Below are 16013 nucleotides of genomic sequence, written 5' to 3'. Positions count from 1 at the left end.
CTAAGCGTCTTCAAGAAGAAGCTGGTAAAAAGATTCAGTATCTATCAATCGGACTAGGTGTGAATTTTGTAGCTGTGGTTGTATTGTTAATTTTACTAGTTAGCGGGGTGTTTTAATGATATCAAGTGAATACCGTCAAAAGTTACTTGATGAGTGTCAAAAATTAGATCTTCAATTACAAAAAGACAAAGCCTTTGAAAAAATTGCTTTGGATATTGTTGATAATAAAAATGATGCTGCAGTGTTGGCATTAATTAATCAATTGGGACATTTGAAACATCATCAGGAAACATTTGCAAAAAATCAGGCAATAATTCTTCAATTACTTTATCTTTATCTAGGTTCAAAGCAAATTGATGAAAGTTATCAGCGACTTAAGACATCGTCAAATAAATCATTAGACGACCTACAAGAAGATTTGAATAAACTGGTAGGTTTGACAGCTGTAAAAGAGCAAGTTAATGATTTAATTACATTTAATAAAATTCAACAAGCTCGTGTTAAAGCAGGATTGAAGAAATCTAATAAAACTTTACACATGGCATTTTTAGGAAATCCTGGAACAGCTAAAACAACGGTCGCTCGTATTGTTGGAAAAATGTATAAATCACTTGGCTTATTGAGTAAAGGACACTTTATCGAAGCTAGTCGGACAGATTTGATTGCAGAATATCAGGGACAAACAGCGATTAAGGTTAAAAAACTGGTTAACCGTGCTAAAGGAGGAGTGTTATTCATTGATGAAGCTTATAGCATTACAGAAAATGAAAAAAGTGATAGCTATGGTAGAGAATGTTTAACAGAATTAACTAAAGCTTTGGAAGATTATCGTGATGATTTAGTCGTGATTGTGGCAGGTTATTCTGATTTGATGGATAAGTTTTTCCAATCTAACCCAGGTTTGAAATCTAGATTCAATACTTTTATTGATTTCCCAGATTATACACTAGATGAGTTGGTTGACATCTTTACATTTGATTGTAATTCTTATGAGTATAGGCCTACTGAGACAGCACTTTTAAAAGTAAGAGAGTGGTTTGATTGCAAGCTGAAAGAACAGGATGAAAACTTCTCAAATGGTCGCTTAGTTAGAAATTTCTTTGATGATGTTGTATTAGCTCAATCTAAAAGGTTATCAAAAGAAACAGCTACACCAAGTCGTAACCAACTGATGCAAATCATTGAATCAGATATTCCAACCTATACTTTAAAAACAGAAGACGTAAACAAATAACGGTGAGCAAATGCTCTCCGTTATTTTTATATCTCTCATTTTCTGCTGAGGGATTTGATTTTTTAACTTTCTTAAACCTCAGGGAAAAGTTTGGCTAGGATTTTTGGTGTAAGTGCTTGTCCTGGACCCTCGTGACAATAAGTGTGAAGGTAAATAGCAGGGTTGAAATTGAGTTCAATACAAGCACAGTTTGGCTCTTCTTTGCTTGCAGGAAGACTCTTATCAGGAATAATCAAATCAACTCCACACACCCAAGCACCAACAGCTCTAGCCATTTGCGCAGCTAATGTTTTATAATCGTCTGGCATAATGTCTGTCACATCAATGGAATCTCCACCTGTTGAAATGTTAGAGTTACGTCGCAAATCAACTCGGACTCTGTCAGCTGGAATATCATCAGGCGTGTAACCTTGTTGTTGGAGCATGAGCTTTTCAACATCGCCAAGGTCAATGATTTCAAGTGGAGAACGGTGGTCACGTCCACGTAGTGGGTCTTGATTTTTCATCTCTACTAATTGAGCGATGGTGTGCTTGCCGTCTCCGACGACGTTAGCAGGAACACGCAGTAGCACAGCTTCACATTTGCCATCTAGGACGAAAAAGCGGTATTCCGTACCTGAAATGAATTCTTCAATAAGAACAGTATCATCTTCAGCGAAGGCGATATCCAAGGCTTTTTGATAAGCTGTTAGGTCGGCAGATTCCTTGAAAATAGAAATACCAAGTCCAAAGTTAGTTGATTTTGGTTTGACGACGATAGCTTTGTCTTTGATTTGTGAGAAATAGCGGAGCGCAGCAGCTTTATCAGCGAATTCTTCACCTTTTGGAACTGGGAAACCAGCTTTTGACAATAGTTTTTTAGTGACAACTTTATTTTCCATGATAAGTGGTGTGATGTAGCTGTCTTTGCCGGTCATGTTGGCATTTTTAACGTATTCGACGTGGTCACCGTGCCAAAGTTTGATGAATTGGTCGTTTTCGTCGAGAATCTCTAAGTGAACACCTTTTTGGATGGCATCAAACATCAATAATTGTGTTGATAATTCCATGTTTTCATAGCCTTTGAGTGCGTAAGGGGCTTGCCAAGCATAATCGTGAAAGGCTTGACCTTGTTTTTGCCCAAAAGATTCTAATGATAGGGTGTCAATCTCTTCTAGCAAGCGTCCAGCGATAGTTTGTTCAGGATGCTCAATCTGATTTTTGATAGCATCGATAAGCCCTTGATAATAGTCAGATAATTCAAAGTAATCGACAATTCCTTGCATAGCTAAAAGGATGCTTTCGACGGGAGCATCTTCAGGCAATTTATCTAGAGGGTGGCTAAGTGCAATTTTGTCATTTAGCTTGCTAGCCTCTGTGATGTCTTGGTCAATAGCAGAGCTACTATCTAACCAAAGAAGCGCAAGAACAAAAAGGTGCACGGTATCAAGTGTCTCTTGAGTAATTCCACGGTTATCAAAAGGATTGAGGTCAAAAGTGCGCAGTTCAAGGTAAGTGACACCATTTGTCAGATAGTCACGAACATGCTTGCTGCCACGCAGGCGAACCGCAGAGTAAAATTCTTTTTCAGCAATCAACTTGCCAGAAGCTATGTAAGCCTCAATATCAGAAATGTATTTTTCCAAGCTTTCGTAAGAAACCTGAATGTCTTTATGATTAACATAACCTAAGTGACTGTTTCGGATAGAGCGAACGGGTTTGGCTAAAGTTTTACTAAAAAAGCCTTCTTCAGCTATTGGCGAAGCCCCATACAGATAAGTTAAAAGCCAACGAAAACGTAGGAAATTCTGAGCTAATTTAAGGTGAATATCATTCTTAAAATCAATAATAGACTGATAGCCGCTTTCTTTAAAAAGGCTTGCGACCAAATCTTTTCCAAGCTCCATGTTGAAGTGAATACCAGACATTGATTGCAGTGTTTTTCCATAAACGTCAGCCAAGTGTTTTCTGTAGTAGCACTCGTAGTCATCCTCTAGCTTGGCAATGTGAATGTCTGTTTCACATAGTTTTGGTGGTATTGATAAAGGCCAGAGGTATTCAGACTTATCGATGGAACGGCCAGCAACATCAGTCAGTGCTCCCAAAAAGCGGAGCGCTTCTTTTGTGGAATGAGCGATAGGCGTGATAAGTTCTAGCTGTGCTTCACTGTAGTCCGTCTGAATGTAAGGGTGAAAGGAGCGACTGCCTAGGCAAGCAGGGTGGTCAGTTTGTGCGATACGGTGGTCTTTTCCAATTCGAAGACTTTCTCTTTCTAACCCAAAAGTTGCTTGAAGAATAGGCAAAGTCGCTGGTGATTTTTCTAGTAAACCATTAAGTGACATGGTAATTCCTCGCTACTCTAATTACTATGATTATGATGTAAACGGTATACATTTTAATGTAAATTTATTCTATGGAAAAGCGTCTGAAAATGCAAAGATTTGCTATGAAAAAATTTTTGCTTTACCAAGAGTTGTTTGAATATTTTAACTATGAGAGAAAATATGTGAAAAAAAGCCGTTTTTTCAAAAAAAGTTCGGAAAAAATAAAATCTCAAGGTCAAATATTGAAAAAAACACAGAAAAGTCATATAATAAATTGTAAGACAAACTCGCAGGTGAGATTCCTGCCAAGTTGTAGAGAAAGGACGAAGATACGAATTTTAGCTTGGAGATGGAGACGACAGGCTGGATAAGTTAGTATCGTTTTTATTTGCTCGCTAGGTGATTTCGTATCAGTATCGAACAGAATATGACATCAGTAGTAGTTGTTGGTACCCAATGGGGTGATGAAGGTAAAGGTAAAATCACTGACTTCTTGTCACAAGATGCTGAAGTGATTGCACGTTATCAAGGTGGAGATAATGCAGGACACACTATCGTTATCGACGGTAAAAAATTCAAATTGCATTTGATTCCATCAGGTATTTTCTTCCCAGAGAAAATCTCAGTTATCGGAAATGGTGTAGTTGTTAATCCAAAATCATTGGTAACTGAATTGAAATACTTGCACGATGAAGGTATTAAGACAGATAGTCTTCGTATTTCAGACCGTGCACACGTTATTTTGCCATATCACATCAAACTTGACCGTTTGCAAGAATCTTCTAAAGGTGATAACAAAATTGGGACAACAAACAAAGGTATCGGCCCTGCTTACATGGATAAAGCAGCGCGTGTCGGTATTCGAATTGCTGACCTTTTGGACAAAGATATCTTTGCAGAACGTTTGCGCGTGAACTTGCAAGAAAAGAATCGTCTTTTCGAAAAAATGTACGAATGCGAACCAATCAAATTTGAAGATATCTTTGAAGAATATTATGAATATGGTCAACAAATCAAAGATTACGTTACAGATACATCAGTTATCTTGAATGATGCTCTTGACGCTGGTAAACGTGTTCTTTTCGAAGGTGCACAAGGTGTTATGCTTGATATCGACCAAGGAACTTACCCATTTGTTACTTCTTCAAACCCAGTTGCTGGTGGGGTAACAATCGGTTCAGGTGTTGGTCCAAGCAAGATCAATAAAGTTGTCGGTGTATGTAAAGCTTACACAAGCCGTGTTGGTGACGGTCCGTTCCCAACAGAACTTCTAGATGAAGTTGGAGATCGTATCCGTGAAATCGGTCACGAATATGGTACAACAACTGGACGTCCACGTCGTGTTGGTTGGTTTGACTCAGTTGTTATGCGTCACAGCCGCCGCGTATCAGGTATCACAAACTTGTCACTTAACTCAATCGACGTTCTTTCAGGACTTGATACTGTTAAAATCTGTGTGGCATACGACCTTGACGGTCAACGTATCGACCACTACCCAGCAAGTCTTGAACAATTGAAACGTTGTAAACCAATCTACGAAGAATTGCCAGGTTGGTCAGAAGACATCACAGGTTGCCGTAGCCTAGATGAACTTCCCGAAAATGCTCGTGACTACGTTCGCCGTGTTGGTGAACTCGTTGGTGTTCGCATTTCAACATTCTCAGTTGGACCAGATCGAGATCAAACTAACATCCTTGAATCAGTTTGGGCAAATATTTAATTAAGTTGAAAAAAATCTTTATAAAAGCAAACCCTGCCAGAAGCTTTCTGGCGGGGTTTTGTGCTAAAATGAAGGTAAGAAATACCCTTATTTTTTAAATGGCATTTGCTTGAAAAAGAGTTGTAAATAACGTGAAAATTTTCACGGAAATTTAACAAATGTCATACTGAGATTACAATCGTCATTTTGTCTTAATCTGTTTTTGTTAACCTATTAATGTTGCCTGATTTAAAAAGGAGGAAAAATGGTTAAACGAATTTTATCAATTGCACTGGCTTATGTTGGTATTATTGTTGGTGCTGGACTTTCTTCGGGACAGGATTTGATGCAATATTTTGTCGGATTTGGTATCTGGGGAATGATTGGCGTTATTGTTTTAGGGATTTTGAATGCTATATTTGGACGTATTATCGTGACATTAGGAAGTTACTATCGTTCGAATGACCACTCAGAGGTGCTTTCAAAGATTGCCCATCCTTTTACCAATCGTGTATTAGACATTGCTTTGATTATTTCTTGTTATGTCATTGGATTTGTCATGATTGCTGGAGCGGGTTCTAACCTTAATCAACAATTTGGATTGCCCACTTGGTTAGGAGCTTTAATCTGTGTTCTCCTTGTGATTTTTGTAAGTTTCCTTGATTTTGAGAAAATTACTCAGATTATTGGGATTTTCACGCCGATTGTTATTATCATGGTATTGATCATTGCTGGTCATAGTCTGATTGGACATTCTTTTGACTTTGAACAGTTAAATACAGTAGCTAAGACTCTACCGACAAATATGCCAAATATTTGGGTGTCTGTTCTTAATTACTTCGCCATTTGTGTGATGACTGGGGTATCAATGGCTTTTGTCCTTGGTGGTTCAATTATTCGTATTGGCGTTGCTGAAAAAGGGGGAACACTTGGTGGTGCAATTGTCGGTCTGATTATTGCGATTACCTCACTTGTCTTGTTTGTCAATGTTGGAAAGATTGCTTCTGCAGATATTCCAATGTTAGTACTTGCCAATGAAATCCATCCTTGGTTTGCTTTTGCCTATTCCCTTGTCGTATTTGGGCTTATTTTCAACACAGCCTTTAGTCTTTACTATGCTTTAGCAAAACGCTTTTCTGAAAATAAAGGTGAAAGTCAGTTTAAACGTGACATGATTTTTTTTGTCGTAAGTGGTTATGCCTTGTCCTTCCTTGGTTTTAAACAACTGGTTTCTGTCATGTATCCAATCCTTGGTTACATTGGCTTGATTATGTTGGTTGTTTTGCTTCAAGCTTGGATTCGTGAAAAAGGTAATGTGCAGGACGAAAAACATCTTCGTCGCCGCATGATTTCCTTGATTTCTAAAAAATATGACGATGATAAGAAATTTACTAAGAAAGATAAAGTAGAATATCAACAACTAGGTGAAGAATCTGTCGTTGAAACAAAAGAAATTAAAAAAGATATTCATGACCACGTTGAGCAAGTGTTCGATTCGGAAAATGATGATTAATCAAGAATAAGAAAGCTAGAAATATTATTTTTCTAGCTTTTTTAAATGACTGGGGTAATATTCATAAAAGTAGTTAAGAAAGCGCTAAAAATATGCTATACTGAAACTAAAAGGTGAAAAGGAAGTAAGCAATGGCAAGGTTTGTGAGTAGTTTTTCGGGTGTTCTGATTATTCTTATCATGGTATTAGTCGGTTATGTGCTAACCAAAAAAGGTTGGTTCGATGAAAAAGCGCCGAATCTCATTGCCAAGTTGGTAACACAAGTAGCATTACCATGCTATATGATTTCAACCATTGTTGGGCGTTTTACGGCAAAAGAGTTGCTTGAAATGCTGTCACAATTGCGTTTTCCAGCGCTTTCAATGGTGATTTTATTAGCTATTGCTGTAGCGGTAGCTCATTTATTCTTGATTGATAAAAAGCATCAGGGCTTATTTGTTTCTATGTTTTTTAATTCTAATACGATTTTTGTGGGACTTCCTATCAATCAAGCACTTTTTGGGGATAAAAGTATTCCTTATGTCTTGGTTTATTACATGTGTAACACGACGTTTTTCTGGACTATAGGGACTTATTTGATTCAAAGAGATGGTCGCAAAGAAGTCACGCTTGATTTGCGAGGAACCTTGAAGAAAATCTTCTCGCCACCACTTATGGGATTCATCATTGGGGTGATTTTGGTTCTTTTAAATATCAAACTCCCAGCTTTCTTATTGAGTGATTTCCAATATTTGGGCAATTTGACCATCCCTTTGTCGATGATTTTCATTGGGATTTCGGTGGCAAATGTAGGGCTGTCACGTTTGCGATTTACCAAAGACAATGTCTTGGTCTTAGTCGGGCGTTTCGTGATTGCTCCGCTTTTGATGTTAATCATTGTCAAACACACCCAAATGCCACAATTGATGAAACAAGTCTTTATCCTCCAATCAGCCATGCCCGTGATGACCAATGCTCCTGTCGTAGCCAAATTGTACGGTGCCGATGCGGATTATGCGGCTATTATGGTTACCGAATCCACCCTACTCACCTTGCTGGTTGTGCCTATTTTGATGTCTTTGGTTAGCTTGTTAGGCTAAAAACAAAAAGCCTAGCTAGGCTAGACTTTAAGGAGATTATGAAAAAGATACATCCTTCCAGCAACTGTCTGTTAGGATGATAGTCAGTTAGCGGTACTAACTGGAAAAGTTTTAGGAATGACTATAGTATAAAAGGATTGCCTTAAAGAAAATTTAAATATTAGCATTTGCCAAGCTATCGTGCGTAAGAGGAGAGGAGATAGCTCAAGATGTGTTATAATAAAGCCATGGAAAACAAGAAAAAATTACTTTTAATTGATGGGTCATCGGTTGCCTACCGTGCTTTTTTTGCCTTATACAATCAGATTGACCGTTTTAAAAACCGAACAGGTTTGCATACCAATGCCATTTACGGCTTTCACCTCATGTTAAATCACTTGCTAGAGCGTGTGCAGCCAACGCACGTTTTGGTGGCTTTTGATGCGGGTAAGACCACTTTCCGTACGGAAATGTACGAAGATTACAAGGCTGGTCGTGCCAAGACGCCAGAAGAATTTCGTGAGCAGCTGCCTTACATTCGTGAGATGTTGACCGCCTTGGGCATTACTTTTTACGATTTGGTGAATTACGAGGCTGACGACATCATCGGAACTTTGGATAAATTAGCCGAAAACGAAGACGAGTACGATGTGACTATTGTCAGCGGGGACAAGGATTTGATTCAGCTGGCGGATAACAACACCACGGTTGAGATTTCCAAAAAAGGCGTGGCTGAATTTGAAGCCTTTACCCCAGCTTACCTCATGGAAAAAATGGGTATCACACCCAAACAATTCATTGATCTTAAGGCGTTGATGGGGGATAAATCGGACAACATCCCTGGCGTGACCAAAATCGGTGAAAAGACAGGTCTGAAACTGCTCTTAGAATACGGCAGTCTGGAAGGCATTTATGACAACATTGACGGCATGAAAAAGTCTAAGATGAAGGAAAACTTGATTAACGACAAAGAGCAAGCTTTCTTGTCTAAGACCTTGGCGACCATTGATGTGACGGCTCCTATCACCATTGGTTTGGATGATATTGCCTACCAAGGACCTGATTTGGATAAATTGGTGCCTTTTTACGATGACATGGGCTTCAAGCAGTTTAAAGACAGCTTAGGTACTCCTAAGAAGCAAGAAACATTTGACGTGGCTTATACAGAAGTGGACAGCTTGCGTGCGGATATGTTCACAGATGACCAATTTTTCTATTTTGAAATTTTGGGCGACAATTACCACGTTGAGCCTATCATTGGCTTTGCTTGGGGAAATGACAAGGCGATTTATGCGTCAACCAATCTTGAACTCCTCAAGGATGATTTGTTCCAAGCCGCTTTGGCTAAGCCAATCAAGACCTACGATTTCAAACGGAGCAAGGTCCTACTCAGTCATTTAGGCATTGATTTGCCAGCGCCAGCCTTTGACAGCCGTCTTGCCAAGTACCTCTTATCAACGGTTGAGGACAATGAATTGTCAACCATTGCTAGACTTTACACCAACCACGTTTTGGATAGTGATGAGGCCGTTTATGGCAAGGGCGTTAAGCGTGCTGTTCCTGAAAAAGCGGTGCTGCTCAGCCATTTAGCTCGTAAAATCATTGTTTTGAACGACTCAGAACAAGCCATGTTAGACAAATTGGCTGAGCACCAACAAGCCAGTTTGTTAGTTGACATGGAGCAACCTTTAGCAAATGTCTTGGCGAAAATGGAAATCGCAGGTATTTCCGTAAAAAAAGCGACCTTGCAAGATATGGAAGCAGCCAACCAAGCCGTTATTGACGAATTGACACAGGAAATCTATGACCTAGCAGGCATGGAATTCAACATCAACTCACCAAAACAATTGGGTGAATTGTTGTTTGACAAGATGCAGTTGCCAACTAGCTACACCAAGAAAACCAAGACAGGCTATTCAACGGCCGTAGATGTTTTGGAACGTTTGGCCCCGATTTCTCCAATTGTGTCTAAAATTTTGGAATACCGCCAAATTGCCAAGCTCCAATCCACTTATATCGTTGGTTTGCAGGATTTCATTTTACAAGACGGCAAAATCCATACCCGCTATTTGCAAGATTTGACGCAGACAGGACGTCTATCAAGTGTGGACCCGAACTTGCAAAATATCCCTGTGCGTTTGGAACAAGGGCGCTTGATTCGAAAAGCTTTTGTGCCTGAAACAGAAGATGAGTTCTTGTTGAGTTCGGACTACTCGCAAATTGAATTGCGTGTGCTTGCCCACATTTCAAATGATGAGCATTTGATTGCGGCTTTCCGTGAGGGAGCAGATATCCACACCTCAACTGCCATGCGTGTCTTTGGTATTGACAAGCCAGAAGACGTGACGCCAAATGACCGTCGCAATGCTAAGGCAGTAAACTTTGGTATTGTCTATGGTATTTCAGACTATGGGCTTGCCAACAACTTAGGCATTCCGCGGAAATTGGCCAAGCAGTACATTGACACGTACTTTGAACGCTACCCAGGCATCAAGAATTACATGGAGCGCGTGGTGCGTGATGCCAAAGATAAAGGCTATGTGGAAACACTCTTCCACCGCCGCCGTGAGTTGCCAGATATCAATGCTCGCAACTTCAACGTCCGTCAATTTGCCGAACGTACCGCTATCAATTCGCCTATTCAAGGAAGTGCTGCCGATATTCTCAAAATTGCCATGATTAACCTTGATAAAGCCTTGGTTGAGGGACAATTCAAGACTAAAATGTTGCTGCAAGTGCACGATGAAATCATTCTTCAAGTGCCAAAAGATGAGCTTGAAACCGTTAAAAAATTGGTTAAAGAAACCATGGAATCTGCAATTGATTTGTCAGTACCACTTATTGCAGACGAAAATGCAGGGCAAACTTGGTACGAAGCTAAATAAAAGACATGAGATGGCAAGGTTTGTCATCTCATTTTTAGAAAGAAGTGTGTTATACTGAAGAAAAGACATTTTTAGGAGGTTTCTGCGATGACTACTTTCCAAAATCCGAGCCAAACCGTGATAGCGGACTATCTGAAAAATGCTAAAACCATTGCTGTGGTTGGGCTATCTCATCGTGAGGACAGTGCTGCTTACCGTGTTTCTAAGATCATGCAAGAAGCAGGCTACACCATTATTCCTGTCAATCCCAAATTAGCAGGGCAGAAGGTTTTAAATGAAACAGCTTATGCTAGGTTGCAAGATGTTCCTGTTCACATTGATATTGTGGATGTTTTCAGACGCAGTGAATTTCTTCCAGAAGTCGCTAAAGATTTCCTAGAAACAGATGCCGATATTTTCTGGGCACAACTTGGTCTAGAAAGCCAAGAAGCTGCTGATCTGTTACAAGCTGCAGGCCGTGATAACATCGTCATGAATAAATGCATCAAGATTGAATATCAAAACTTATTATGAAAAAACTGAGAGTTCGCAGAAAGCGACTCTCAGTTTTTATGCTCTTTTTGCATTATATATAAAATGAATTTCAAGAATTTTTTGTCGATAAAGACAAAAATAAAACGAGCACCGCTTTCTTTCTTAGCTTTTAAACTGTGTTATAATGAATACAGCAAACGAGGAAGGAGGCTTTGCTATGGATATTCATACCCATCATCGTCCGTTAGATGCTTATGAAAATGTGATTGAGCATTTAAGGGCAAAACACATTCGTATCACGGAAACACGTAAAGCTATCATTGCTTATCTGATAAATAGCACCGAGCATCCTAGTGCCGATAAAATTTACAAAGATTTGTTGCCAGAACACCCAAGTTTGAGTTTGGCAACGGTTTATAATAATATAAAAGTTTTAGTCGATGAGGGATTTGTGACGGAATTAAAGGTCACAAACAATCCAACCACTTACTATGATTTTATGGGACACCAGCACATCAATATCATTTGCAAATGCTGCGGTGCCATCGCTGATTTTATGGATGTGGATGCGATTGACATTGGAAAAGAAGCTTACGAGCAAACGGGCTACCAAATCACAAAAATACAGGTAACCGCCCACGGTCTTTGCCCCAAGTGTCAAGAAGATGTCAAGCAATCAGGACGCTCACCCCTTGCTCTTTATGAAGAATGAGGGACAATAAAAAAGCCTTTCAACCACTACTGGCTGAAAGGCTTTTTTTAGATTTCTTCTTGTTCAAGCAAGTTTTCGTAGAAGATAAGGTTTGCAGTTGTTCTGTATGGTAGCGTGTAGAAGTAAAGCAAACCAAAGGTAAGGGCGGTCAAAATATCCCAACCGATGAAGCTAAACTCAAGGCAGAAGAAACGCCATTTGTTACCATCCATCAAGGCTTGGCTTTTGGCAATCACTTGACGAGGTCCTCGGTAAGTACCGTTGTTGACTTCGTCGTAAAGCACGTATGTCGTCATACTATAAGCGTATTGCTTCATGATGGCAAAGAATGTTCCAATAAGAGCTATAGCGCAACCAACGAAAATGATAGCAGAACCAGCTAGGTTGTTGTCAACGCTAACGACCATACCAAGTGATAAAATCACACCACCAGCAATAGCAATCAAAGACCACAAGAAAATGAAGAACCATTTAACAATAGCTGTCACAACAAATTTCCAAAAGAGTTCGTTTGAAAAGACAATCATATTGTCTGAAACGCTCACTTCGGTTCTTTTGGCACGTAGCACATCAAGCACCGCATAACTTGCTGACGCTAAAAATAGGGTCAATAAAATTTGAATAAGTGGTGGAAGTGAGGTTGAAAAATTCACAAATGTGGTCACATCACCATAAGAAACGATGGTTTGACGGTAAGATAGGGAAATGGTTAAAATAGATAAAATGATAGTAACAATAAAGAGCTGGTATTTACCAGTCAGTGTTTTAAGAAACTCTCGCGCTTGTCGGCGTGTTTCTGAAGCAGTCATGTCAAAAAACCTCCTTTAATCGTGCTTTTTATTATAACATATTGTATTAGAAATAGCATATAATAAGAACTGCATGACAAACAGCTACTTTTTTGGTAGAATCGTAAAGGTTATTTTTACCATTATTTTGAGAATGTATTGACATTGCCCACAACTGTTTTTTGTGGTAGCTAGGAGAAAATATGACAGATTATCCCATTAAATATCGTTTAATTAAGAAAGAAAAACACACGGGAGCGCGTTTGGGTGAGATTATCACACCGCACGGCACTTTCCCGACACCAATGTTTATGCCTGTGGGAACGCAGGCTACTGTTAAGACTCAATCCCCAGAAGAACTCAAAGAAATGGGTTCTGGTATTATTTTGGCCAATACCTATCACCTTTGGTTGCGTCCAGGTGATGATTTGATTGCGCGTGCTGGCGGTCTGCACAAATTTATGAATTGGGACCAAGCCATCTTGACAGATAGTGGTGGTTTTCAGGTTTATTCATTAGCAGAAACGCGTAATATCACAGAAGAAGGGGTAACCTTTAAAAACCACCTCAACGGTGCTAAGATGTTCCTCTCTCCAGAAAAAGCCATTTCGATTCAGAATAATTTGGGTTCTGATATCATGATGAGTTTTGATGAATGCCCACAATTCTACCAACCTTATGATTACGTTAAAAAATCTATCGAGCGTACTAGCCGTTGGGCAGAACGTGGTTTGAAAGCACACCGCCGACCACATGACCAAGGCTTGTTTGGTATCGTGCAAGGGGCTGGATTTGAAGACCTTCGCCGCCAGTCAGCTCATGACTTGGTTAGCATGGATTTTCCAGGATATTCTATCGGTGGTTTAGCTGTTGGGGAATCACACGCCGAAATGAACGCGGTTTTGGATTTCACGGTGCCTATTTTGCCTGAAAATAAACCACGTTACTTGATGGGTGTTGGAGCACCTGATAGCTTGATTGATGGGGTTATCCGAGGAATTGATATGTTTGACTGTGTCTTGCCAACGCGTATCGCTCGAAACGGTACCTGCATGACCAGCGAAGGACGTTTGGTGGTTAAAAACGCCCAATATGCCGAAGACTTTACACCGCTTGACCATGACTGTGATTGCTACACTTGCCGCAATTACACGCGTGCTTACATCCGTCATTTGCTAAAAGCTGATGAAACCTTTGGTTTGCGTTTGACAAGTTACCACAACCTTTACTTCCTTGTCAACTTGATGAAAAAAGTCCGTCAAGCCATTATGGATGACAATCTTTTGGAATTTCGTGAAGATTTCTTTGAACGCTACGGTTACAATCGAAGCGACCGTAATTTCTGAGACTTCACTCAACCTGTCAAGGTTGGGTCTTTTTGTGTTATAATGGTTTATAAATAAAGGAGGGGTGTACTATGAAGTTAACAGCACTTGGTTGTTGGGGAGCTTATCCACACGATGACGGTGGAACAACTTCTTATCTCGTTACTGGTGAAGATGGTTTTCAATTATTGATGGACTGCGGTAGTCGTGCCGTGACAGAACTGGAAAAAGAAATCAGCCCGATTGATTTGGATGCCGTGATTATTTCGCATTATCATCCTGACCACATCGCTGACTTGGGTGTGTTGCGCCACTATTTCCAATTGTATCCAAAACACCTTTGGACACCAAAAGTTTTGCCAATTTATGGACACAAGGAAGACTTGTATGAATTTGACAAATTAACTATGCTTGGCGTTTCAGAAGGTAGAGCTTATGATGTGACAGGTGTTGAACACATTGGTCCTTTTGATGTGACCTTTATCAAAACCGTTCACCCAGTTCCTTGCTACGCTTTTCGTATCGTTGAAAGAGCTACTGGTCAAGTCCTAGTCTTTACTGGTGATACGGGTTACTTTGATGGCTTGGATGCATTTGCCAAGGATGCAGACCTCTTTTTAGCGGATGTTTACCTTTATGAAGGCAATGAAAACCACCCAGCTCATTTGACAAGCAAGGAAGCTGGCGAAATTGCCCATAAAGCAGCCGTTAAATCCCTTGTTTTGACACATACCCCACCAATTCCACCAGAAGGCATTGATGCGACAAAACACTTGCAAGTGCTGAAAGAACAAACCCAACACTATGCCAAAGACGTTCCTGTTGATTTAGCCGTGCCGCACAAATCATGGCAATTAGGTGACTTGTAATGTCAGCATTTACGCAGGAAGAAAAGGCGTATTTTATGCGAGAAGCGCTCAAAGAAGCACAAAAGTCATTAGCCAAAGGTGAAATTCCTATCGGTTGCGTTATCGTCAAAGACGGTGAGATTATCGGTCGTGGGCACAATGCGCGTGAGGAGCAGCAAAAAGCTATTTTACACGCTGAAATCATGGCCATTAACGAAGCCAACGAAAAAGAGGGCAACTGGCGTTTACTGGATAGCACCTTGTTTGTCACCATTGAACCTTGCGTCATGTGCAGCGGTGCTATTGGATTAGCTCGCATTCCGCAGGTGATTTACGGAGCTACTAATCAAAAATTTGGCGGTGCTGGGAGCCTGTACGATATTTTGACCGATGTTCGCCTCAATCACCGAGTTGAGGTGGAAACAGGGATTCTAGAAGCTGAATGCGCGGGAATTATGCAAGATTTTTTCCGTCGTAATCGCGAAAAGAAAAAAGCCCAACAAAAACAGGCAAAAGCATAGTTCTGGCTTGCATCATTTCTTAATTATGATATAATACTTATCGGAGCAACATCTTCGCGTGAAGTGGGTCAGGGGAGGAATCCAGCAGCCCTAAGCGATTGTAGGTGTGTGCTCTTTTTTTATTTCTAAAAATAGGTGCCTAAATTTTTAGGCTCTTTGTCAACTGTAGTGGGTAGATGAAAAGCTAACACCTAGAGAGGACGAACTTCGTNNAATTTTTAGGACTTTTTATGTTGTTTTTTTACAGAAAAAACTTGATTTTTGTGTACTTTTTCTGAATGTTTTCTGAAAATAGCAAACGCTTTATTTATTTGACCTATTTTGTTAAAAATCATTGAAAAATAAAGGATAAAAGAGTAATATAGAAGAGAGATTGTATTCGAGGAGGATAAAAATGACACATATTACATTTGATTATTCAAAGCTTTTAGGTCAATTTGTTGAACAAGAAGAAGTTGATTTTATGCAAGCTCAAGTAAGTGCCGCTGATGAGTACTTGCGCAAAGGAACAGGTCCTGGTTCTGACTTCCTTGGTTGGTTAGACCTTCCAGAAAACTACGACAAAGAAGAATTTGCTCGTATTCAAAAAGCTGCTGCTAAAATCCAATCAGACAGCGAAGTGCTTGTTGTTATCGGTATTGGTGGTTCATACC

The 16013-nt window shown here is 39.9% G+C and carries 12 protein-coding genes, 1 other RNA gene and 1 pseudogene; 12 read left to right on the top strand and 2 right to left on the bottom strand.

The window, feature by feature from the left end:
* The first annotated feature begins 115 nt into the window (after positions 1 to 115).
* Positions 116 to 1234 (top strand): AAA family ATPase, encoded by a 1119-nt coding sequence (locus B3473_RS02850; RefSeq protein ID WP_115255525.1) that lies wholly within the window; start codon positions 116 to 118, stop codon positions 1232 to 1234.
* A gap of 71 nt (positions 1235 to 1305) precedes the next feature.
* Here B3473_RS02850 and gshAB read toward each other — a convergent pair whose 3' ends face one another.
* Positions 1306 to 3555, bottom strand: a complete 2250-nt coding sequence (gene gshAB, locus B3473_RS02845; protein WP_293651160.1) for a bifunctional glutamate--cysteine ligase GshA/glutathione synthetase GshB — start codon at positions 3553 to 3555, stop codon at positions 1306 to 1308.
* Positions 3556 to 3964: 409 nt separating this feature from the next.
* Here gshAB and B3473_RS02840 point away from each other — a divergent pair, with 409 nt between their 5' ends.
* The 6 genes from B3473_RS02840 to perR all read left to right on the top strand — a co-directional run bounded on the left by B3473_RS02840 (position 3965) and on the right by perR (position 11878).
* On the top strand, positions 3965 to 5257 hold the full coding sequence (locus B3473_RS02840; RefSeq protein WP_293651159.1) for an adenylosuccinate synthase: 1293 nt from the start codon (positions 3965 to 3967) through the stop codon (positions 5255 to 5257).
* Between the two features lie 244 nt (positions 5258 to 5501).
* Complete coding sequence (locus B3473_RS02835) at positions 5502 to 6749, top strand: hypothetical protein (protein WP_058814305.1); 1248 nt, start codon at positions 5502 to 5504, stop codon at positions 6747 to 6749.
* A gap of 131 nt (positions 6750 to 6880) precedes the next feature.
* Positions 6881 to 7828: an AEC family transporter gene (locus B3473_RS02830; protein ID WP_154454923.1), complete on the top strand. Its 948-nt coding sequence runs from the start codon at positions 6881 to 6883 to the stop codon at positions 7826 to 7828.
* 227 nt (positions 7829 to 8055) lie between these two features.
* Positions 8056 to 10692 carry a DNA polymerase I gene (polA, locus tag B3473_RS02825; protein ID WP_293651161.1) on the top strand — a complete coding sequence of 879 codons (2637 nt, stop codon included), beginning with the start codon at positions 8056 to 8058 and terminating at the stop codon, positions 10690 to 10692.
* 87 nt (positions 10693 to 10779) lie between these two features.
* Positions 10780 to 11205 (top strand): CoA-binding protein, encoded by a 426-nt coding sequence (locus B3473_RS02820; protein WP_154454924.1) that lies wholly within the window; start codon positions 10780 to 10782, stop codon positions 11203 to 11205.
* Between the two features lie 178 nt (positions 11206 to 11383).
* Entirely contained in the window at positions 11384 to 11878 is a 495-nt protein-coding gene (perR, locus tag B3473_RS02815; RefSeq protein ID WP_154454925.1) for a peroxide-responsive transcriptional repressor PerR, read from the top strand.
* A 47-nt stretch (positions 11879 to 11925) separates the two neighbouring features.
* Here perR and B3473_RS02810 read toward each other — a convergent pair whose 3' ends face one another.
* The gene (locus B3473_RS02810; protein ID WP_154454926.1) at positions 11926 to 12687 is read right to left on the bottom strand and encodes a DUF975 family protein; all 762 of its coding nucleotides are present in this window, start codon (positions 12685 to 12687) and stop codon (positions 11926 to 11928) included.
* Between the two features lie 182 nt (positions 12688 to 12869).
* On the opposite strand from B3473_RS02810, the gene tgt reads away from it, so the two are divergent.
* The 5 genes and pseudogenes from tgt to pgi all read left to right on the top strand — a co-directional run.
* The gene (tgt, locus tag B3473_RS02805) at positions 12870 to 14012 is read left to right on the top strand and encodes a tRNA guanosine(34) transglycosylase Tgt (protein ID WP_154454927.1); all 1143 of its coding nucleotides are present in this window, start codon (positions 12870 to 12872) and stop codon (positions 14010 to 14012) included.
* Positions 14013 to 14083: 71 nt separating this feature from the next.
* Positions 14084 to 14860 carry an MBL fold metallo-hydrolase gene (locus tag B3473_RS02800; RefSeq protein WP_154454928.1) on the top strand — a complete coding sequence of 259 codons (777 nt, stop codon included), beginning with the start codon at positions 14084 to 14086 and terminating at the stop codon, positions 14858 to 14860.
* Positions 14860 to 15360 (top strand): tRNA adenosine(34) deaminase TadA, encoded by a 501-nt coding sequence (gene tadA / locus B3473_RS02795; RefSeq protein ID WP_168261174.1) that lies wholly within the window; start codon positions 14860 to 14862, stop codon positions 15358 to 15360. Before B3473_RS02800 ends, tadA begins: the two co-directional genes overlap by 1 nt.
* 37 nt (positions 15361 to 15397) lie before the next feature.
* An RNA gene (gene ffs / locus B3473_RS02790) (signal recognition particle sRNA small type) lies at positions 15398 to 15483 on the top strand.
* A gap of 271 nt (positions 15484 to 15754) precedes the next feature.
* Positions 15755 to 16013 (top strand): annotated as a pseudogene (gene pgi, locus B3473_RS02785) (glucose-6-phosphate isomerase); the annotation flags it as partial.

Origin of the sequence: Streptococcus sp. UBA632 (genome assembly GCF_002300045.1) — a bacterium.
GTDB lineage: Bacteria > Bacillota > Bacilli > Lactobacillales > Streptococcaceae > Streptococcus > Streptococcus alactolyticus.
This window is presented reverse-complemented; position numbering and strand designations above follow the sequence as displayed.